The organism is Wolbachia endosymbiont of Drosophila baimaii (assembly GCF_028982185.1).
Taxonomy (GTDB): domain Bacteria; phylum Pseudomonadota; class Alphaproteobacteria; order Rickettsiales; family Anaplasmataceae; genus Wolbachia; species Wolbachia pipientis.
The window spans coordinates 1-5973 of sequence record NZ_JAPQLE010000103.1 but is presented as its reverse complement, the minus strand read 5'-3'; the positions used below and the strand labels follow the sequence as shown (position 1 = coordinate 5973).

Sequence of the window (5973 nt, the reverse complement as noted above, 5' to 3'; positions counted from 1 at the left end):
ATTTGTTACCTCTCTTACCCACTCCATAATTAAACAACTCTGCAATGTCTCCTATTTGTCCTCCTAATAATGAGAATTGGTATAAGGAAGAAAGCGAAGCCTTCATTAAGGGTGAGGGCACTTTTCAACCAAAAGGAATTTTAGCTTATGAAAATGGAAACAGTTATAATAAAATAGAGCAAGTTAAAACTGAAAAATTAGATAGTGATTCAATAATGATGTTGTATTACTCTCTGGACGAATATTATTCCAAAAATGCGTCATTTTTGATGAATAGGAGTACGTTGAAGGACATTAGGCTACTAAAAGCTCAAACAGGTCAATATCTCTGGCAACCAAGTTTGTCGCTTAAAGCCCCAGATACCTTAATGGGAATACCAGTATATCAATCTGCCGATATGCCACCGGTGTCAAACAATCAGCTACCAGTAATTGCGATGGCAGATTTCAAACAAGCTTATAAGATTGTAGATAATAGAGGAATGAGAATATTAAGAGACCCTTATACGAATAAACCTTATGTGAGGTTTTTTGTCACTAAGCGTGTCGGCGGAGAGGTTGTAAACACCAGTGCTATTAAATTGTTGAAAGTTGCGAGCAAGTACTAAAAACTTCTATAGCATCATCTTTATAGCCGTTTTACTTCTTTTTGTATAGCTCCATCCTATGGCTTACTGTACGAACATTATAATACGGTATAATGTTACGACGATGTCATTCCAGTGCTTGACACATATAGCTAAACTGACTTAGATTTACCGACAGTTTGAAAAACAAAAATTCGTCATTCCGCTACTTGTTAGCGGAATCTATGCTGAGATATTGCGGTGGTATGACGTAGGAAAACCTTTCTTGGGTTAGCTATAGTTTGCTATATTATGTGATTTTATTTTTAGCGTTGCTTCTTATATTATGTAATTTATTTTCCATAATATACATTATGTAATTTTCGATGCTAAGATCTGTTATAGCTCTCAGTATGATATGAGTGATTCTCTTTTAATAATTATTTTTTAAATAGTTTGTTGGTTCATCAATTTCTTTAGGATTGATATCTACAATTATTTTTCCGTTTTTTAACAAAATAATCCGATCTGATATTTTTGTTAAAAAATCCAAATTGTGAGAAGCGATAATCATAGTAATACCCATATCTCTAACTGATTGTAGTAGTTCCACAACGTCGACTATTGTTGCTACATCTAAACCAGACGTTGGCTCATCGCATAATAGAATCCTTGGATTCATCATTAAGCTTCTGGCAAGTGCAACCCGCTGTTTTTGCCCACCGGATAGATTACTAGGGTAATCATTTTTTTTAGAGGCAATACCCAAAGACTCAAGTAGTGAATCACTTTGATCCTGAGTTTTGTTTTTAAGTTTGGGAGCATATGTAAGATTTTCCCAGACAGTCATATGTGGGAAAAGTTGAAAATCCTGAAATACAAAACCAGTACTATCATTGCATTCAATGCTACCAGAATCTAAAACTTCGAGTTTTTGTATACAACGTAACAATGTTGATTTACCACTACCAGAAGGACCAGCAAGACCAACTATAGATTGTTCTATAATCAGGTTAATATTATTAAGTACTGGAATATTATTAAATAATTTACAAATATTATGCATTTTTATCATATATACCTTTCTGTTCAATCTTTTTGCCTATATATTCAATTAGTAATACAAGAGCGTAATAATAAGCCCCAGCAAGACAAAGTGGTATAAAATAAGTAAATTGTTCTGCTGCAAGCATTTGCGCAGAGCGCATAATATCAACACCACCAATAGTAGAGATTAATGCCGTTTCTTTAAGGAGTGCAATGATCTCATTTATCATTGCAGGAAGAATATTTTTAATAACTTGTGGTAATATAATATCTCTCCACATATAGAAACTAGGTATTTGTAAAGTTTTAGCTGCTTCAAACTGGTTTTTTGATATAGTTTCAATACCAGCTCGTAAAATCTCAGCAATATAAGCACAGCTATTTAGACCAAATGCTATAATGCCAGCACTAAATATGTTTAATTTAATTCCTGCAATGGTTGGAGTCATAAAATAAACAACACTTAACTGTAATATAAGGGGGGTGCCACGTATTACAGATATAATTCCATTAATTAATGGAATACAGATCTTATTATATCTGAGTACTGAAAATAGCCCTCCTAGACTCATACCTAAAAGCAGTCCTCCAATCAATAATTTTAAAGTAAAGGCAAGGCCTGTTCCAACAAACAAGAAATTAGAAATTAATTCTTGCATCAGTTATCTCCTAGCCATTTTTCTGCTATCTTTTGTATTACACCTTTACTTTCTAAACTTTTTAACGCCTCGTTTATTTTATCCTTTAAATCAGATCCTTTATTCACAGCAATAGAATAACCATTATCTGACTTAGCGATGGCTGACCATGATAGACCAGGATTTTTTTTGCTAAATACTTTACCTTGGAATTCACCAATTAGGACGCCATCAACATGACCAGACTTTAATGTTTCTACAGCTTGATTATTATTGTCTATAGCAATAATTTGAGCTGTTGTAGGAACATGCTCTTTTAGCCAAATTTCCATGACAGTTCCTAGTTGAACGGCTATCTTCTTGTGAGTTAAGTTGTTTATACCGGCTATGGGTTTATTTTTGTGATATAGAATACCAAATTCCCCTGTATAATAACTATTTGAAAAATCAAAATTTTTTTCACGCTCTTCTGTGCTACCAATAGTAGATATAGCAGCATCTACAGAATTACTTTGCAATGCTGCAAATATAGTACTAAACTGCATATCTTTAAATATCGCTTCTTTACCTAACTCTTTTGCTACTAATTGAGCAAGCTCAATGTCAAAGCCAGTAAATTTACCATTTTCATAATATTCAAAAGGTGGATAATCTGCAGAAATTGCAAATCTAATGATATTATCGTGTTTATCTTCCTTGCATCCTGTTAATAAAATACTTATCGCTATAATAGCATTTAAAATGTATTTTTTCATATTACTAATTTATATTCATATTTTATTCATCTTGTGAATATAGACATTAAAAATTGAATAGTCAAGAAATAATGAATATAATTTCAAATATACTTATTACATATTCAATATGAGGAAAATGCATAATGCATGACAACACACTAGGTGAACATATTTTAAATATTATTCAAAATCATGAAATTTTAGAACAGAGCGATTTACAGACCTTACTCAAAAAAAGAGGGTATAACATTTCTCAGGCTACTTTATCAAGAAAATTGAAAGAACTTAAAATTGCCAAAGTTGCTGGTATGTATAAAGTAATTGACATCAACCAATATCGATTACCATTAATACTTAATATGCAAATTTCGGATTTTGGTTTAATAGTACTACACACTCAACCAGGACAAGCTAGCAGCCTAGCTTACTTTCTAGATCAGAAGTATGTTATTTATTCATTAAATAATAGCAAAAACATAGGAATTATAGGAACTATAGCAGGTGATGATACAGTATTATTGATCATCAAAAGTAAGGCTGAACTTAACAAAGTATTACAATCAATTTATGAAACATTTCCATATTTAGTCCTGAATAAGAATGTTGTAAGTTAAAAATGTGATATAAAGGAGATAAAAGGGATTCCTTTGTTTAAATCTTTGTCTTCTTTTTTTCAATATACCTACATATCAGAATGGACAATTCATATAGAATCAGCATAGGTATTGCAAGCCCTACTTGGCTTAATACATCAGGTGGAGTTAAGATTGCAGCAATAATAAAAATTACCACTATTGCAATTCTACGTTTATTTGACAAACTTTGTGCAGTCAGTAGCCCAACTCTCACCATTAATGTGAGTATTACTGGAATTTGAAATGCAGTGCCAAATGCAAACATAAATTGGAGAACGAGGTCTAAATATTCGCTAACTGATGGCATAAACTCTATCGGTATATCGAAGGATTTACCACTGTGTTCGAAGTTGATAAAAAACTTCCAGGCTAAAGGAAATATATAGTAATAGACTACAGTAGCTCCCGTTACAAATAAAACCGGTGTTGCAATTAAGTATGGCAACAACACTGCCCTTTCACTTTTATATAACCCAGGTGCTAAGAACATATAGAATTGCCATGCAAACACAGGAAAAGAGAGCAAAAGTGCACTCATCATTGCAACTCTAAGATACACAAAAAATGCCTCCGTTAAGTCTGTGTAAATTAAAGAAAAACCTTTGCTATCTTTTGTTGCTTCTATTAAAGGTGCAAGTAAAAAACGGTATATATTTTCCTTAAAGTAGTAACAAAAACCAAAAGCAACGCAAAAAAATAGAAAGCAAAAGATAACTCTTTTTCTGAGTTCCGCACAGTGCTCATAAAATGAGGCGTATTTGTTTGAGTTCCAGTTCATACTTTACTATAGCTCAATAATGCTATGTCTAACATTCTCAGCGAAAAAGCCCGCTCATTGTCATACCACGCTGCAACCCTGCATATATCACCTGTAACATATGTACCAGTTAAATCCACAATTGCACTATAAGGGTTATGCACAAAATCTATTGAGACTAAAGGTTCCTCGCATATAGAAAGTACATTTGACATTGGATAACCCTCTGTCATCCTAGTATCCTCTGATGTCATCCGAGTAGCTGACACTGGGATCCAGAAATTAGATTCCAGCGTCACGCGCTGGAATGACGTAGAGGAGAGAGCTGCATCCTTAAACATTTTATTGATTTCTTTAACGGTCGCTTTCTTATCAGTCATAAATTTAAAATCAACCATAGAAACATTGCTAACTGGAACTCTGACGGCAGTGCCATCCAGCTTTCCTTTTAATTCAGGGATGACAGAACCAATTGTTTTTGCTGCCCCGGTTGTAGTTGGCACCATAGATAATCCGCAAGCCCTTGCTCTACGCAAATCTTTATGATTACCATCAAGAACATTTTGATCATTCGTGTAGGCATGTATAGTAGTCATAAAACCGCTTTTTATACCTAAACTGAAGTGTAGAACTTTCACAATCGGAGCAAGGCAATTTGTAGTGCAAGAACCTGCTGATATCACTTTATGCTCTTTTTCGAGCATATCGTTATTCACACCATAAACTATAGTGACATCAGCATCCGGAACTGGAGCAGAGACAATTACTTTCTCTGCATTGTGCCTTATTGCTTCTTCACGTTTGTTGAATGCACCAGTACATTCAAGTATTACATCAACATTCCAAGGAATATTTTCAGGGCTCCGTTCTCTATATAAAGAAAACTTTTTGCCATTTATAGAAATCCAATTTTGAGACTCATTAAAATCAATATCACCACTGAATTTGCCATGAATAGAATCATATTTAATCAAATGTGCATGCTGCTTTGCACTGAGCGATCCATTTACAGCTACAACTTCTATTTGCTCACTATACTTTTCTATTTCATAAATAGCACGCAATACGCCTCTGCCTATTCTACCAAGACCATTAATTCCTACGCGAATCGTCATCTCTTCATTCAAAAAATTTAATTATAGAGGATATCACTTGATATTTCATTTTATTCTTTTGCTTTTCTATCGATATGAACACTATAGCAAGGAGACAGGGCTAAAAACTTGCTTGACAAACTCCGCCAGCCCCCTTATCATAAAATTGAAGCTATTTATTTATCTTCGCAATCTGTGCAGGTTAATGACAAAAAACTTAGGGTATTTGGCGTCTCATGTTTAATTTTTCGCACTACGTGCATCGCATGTCTTTAAAAATTTTTAGGTTTTTACCTATATAAGCCGAAACGCGCTTACAAAGCGTTTAAGACAGCAAAAAACGTCAAATTGACAGGGGAGAATTTGAATACTAGCTACCCTAGGGTTTCTTTGCCTTTTTTCCTGCTTGGTAAATTTCTTAAACACTTGCGGTGTAGGTTAGTTGCAAGTTAAAAGCAGCTAAATCGCTCTTAATCAAGCGTTTTAGAATAAAAAAAAC

6 protein-coding genes and 1 pseudogene are annotated in these 5973 nt (G+C 33.8%); 2 read left to right on the top strand and 5 right to left on the bottom strand.

Annotated features, from left to right (window positions below):
* Positions 1–83: 83 nt before the first annotated feature.
* A pseudogene (locus tag OZD66_RS03450) lies at positions 84–608 on the top strand (phage major capsid protein); the annotation flags it as partial.
* Positions 609–999: 391 nt separating this feature from the next.
* On the opposite strand, the gene OZD66_RS03445 reads toward OZD66_RS03450, so the two are convergent.
* The 3 genes from OZD66_RS03445 to OZD66_RS03435 are packed head-to-tail and all read right to left on the bottom strand — an operon-like array spanning position 1000 to position 3006.
* Complete coding sequence (locus OZD66_RS03445) at positions 1000–1641, bottom strand: amino acid ABC transporter ATP-binding protein (RefSeq protein ID WP_182319288.1); 642 nt, start codon at positions 1639–1641, stop codon at positions 1000–1002.
* On the bottom strand, positions 1625–2272 hold the full coding sequence (locus OZD66_RS03440; RefSeq protein ID WP_007548901.1) for an amino acid ABC transporter permease: 648 nt from the start codon (positions 2270–2272) through the stop codon (positions 1625–1627). Before OZD66_RS03440 ends, OZD66_RS03445 begins: the two co-directional genes overlap by 17 nt.
* Positions 2272–3006 carry a substrate-binding periplasmic protein gene (locus OZD66_RS03435; protein ID WP_182366889.1) on the bottom strand — a complete coding sequence of 245 codons (735 nt, stop codon included), beginning with the start codon at positions 3004–3006 and terminating at the stop codon, positions 2272–2274. The genes OZD66_RS03440 and OZD66_RS03435 overlap by 1 nt, the downstream gene beginning before the upstream one ends.
* Positions 3007–3131: 125 nt before the next feature.
* Between OZD66_RS03435 and OZD66_RS03430 the strand changes: the two genes are divergently transcribed.
* A complete protein-coding gene (locus tag OZD66_RS03430; RefSeq protein ID WP_182366887.1) occupies positions 3132–3602 on the top strand; it encodes an arginine repressor in 471 nt (156 codons plus the stop codon).
* A gap of 37 nt (positions 3603–3639) precedes the next feature.
* On the opposite strand, the gene tatC is transcribed toward OZD66_RS03430, so the two are convergent.
* Positions 3640–4401: a twin-arginine translocase subunit TatC gene (gene tatC, locus OZD66_RS03425; RefSeq protein ID WP_182366885.1), complete on the bottom strand. Its 762-nt coding sequence runs from the start codon at positions 4399–4401 to the stop codon at positions 3640–3642.
* Positions 4398–5495 carry a type I glyceraldehyde-3-phosphate dehydrogenase gene (locus OZD66_RS03420; protein WP_182366883.1) on the bottom strand — a complete coding sequence of 366 codons (1098 nt, stop codon included), beginning with the start codon at positions 5493–5495 and terminating at the stop codon, positions 4398–4400. Before OZD66_RS03420 ends, tatC begins: the two co-directional genes overlap by 4 nt.
* Positions 5496–5973 lie beyond the last annotated feature (478 nt).

What these genes read in the sequence shown, in the direction of transcription:
- OZD66_RS03435 (WP_182366889.1), bottom strand. Translation starts at nt 3,006, where the DNA reads ATGAAAAAATACATTTTAAATGCTATTATAGCGATAAGTATTTTATTA.
- tatC (WP_182366885.1), bottom strand. Translation starts at nt 4,401, where the DNA reads ATGAACTGGAACTCAAACAAATACGCCTCATTTTATGAGCACTGTGCG.
- OZD66_RS03440 (WP_007548901.1), bottom strand. Translation starts at nt 2,272, where the DNA reads ATGCAAGAATTAATTTCTAATTTCTTGTTTGTTGGAACAGGCCTTGCC.
- OZD66_RS03420 (WP_182366883.1), bottom strand. Translation starts at nt 5,495, where the DNA reads ATGACGATTCGCGTAGGAATTAATGGTCTTGGTAGAATAGGCAGAGGC.
- OZD66_RS03430 (WP_182366887.1), top strand. Translation starts at nt 3,132, where the DNA reads ATGCATGACAACACACTAGGTGAACATATTTTAAATATTATTCAAAAT.
- OZD66_RS03445 (WP_182319288.1), bottom strand. Translation starts at nt 1,641, where the DNA reads ATGATAAAAATGCATAATATTTGTAAATTATTTAATAATATTCCAGTA.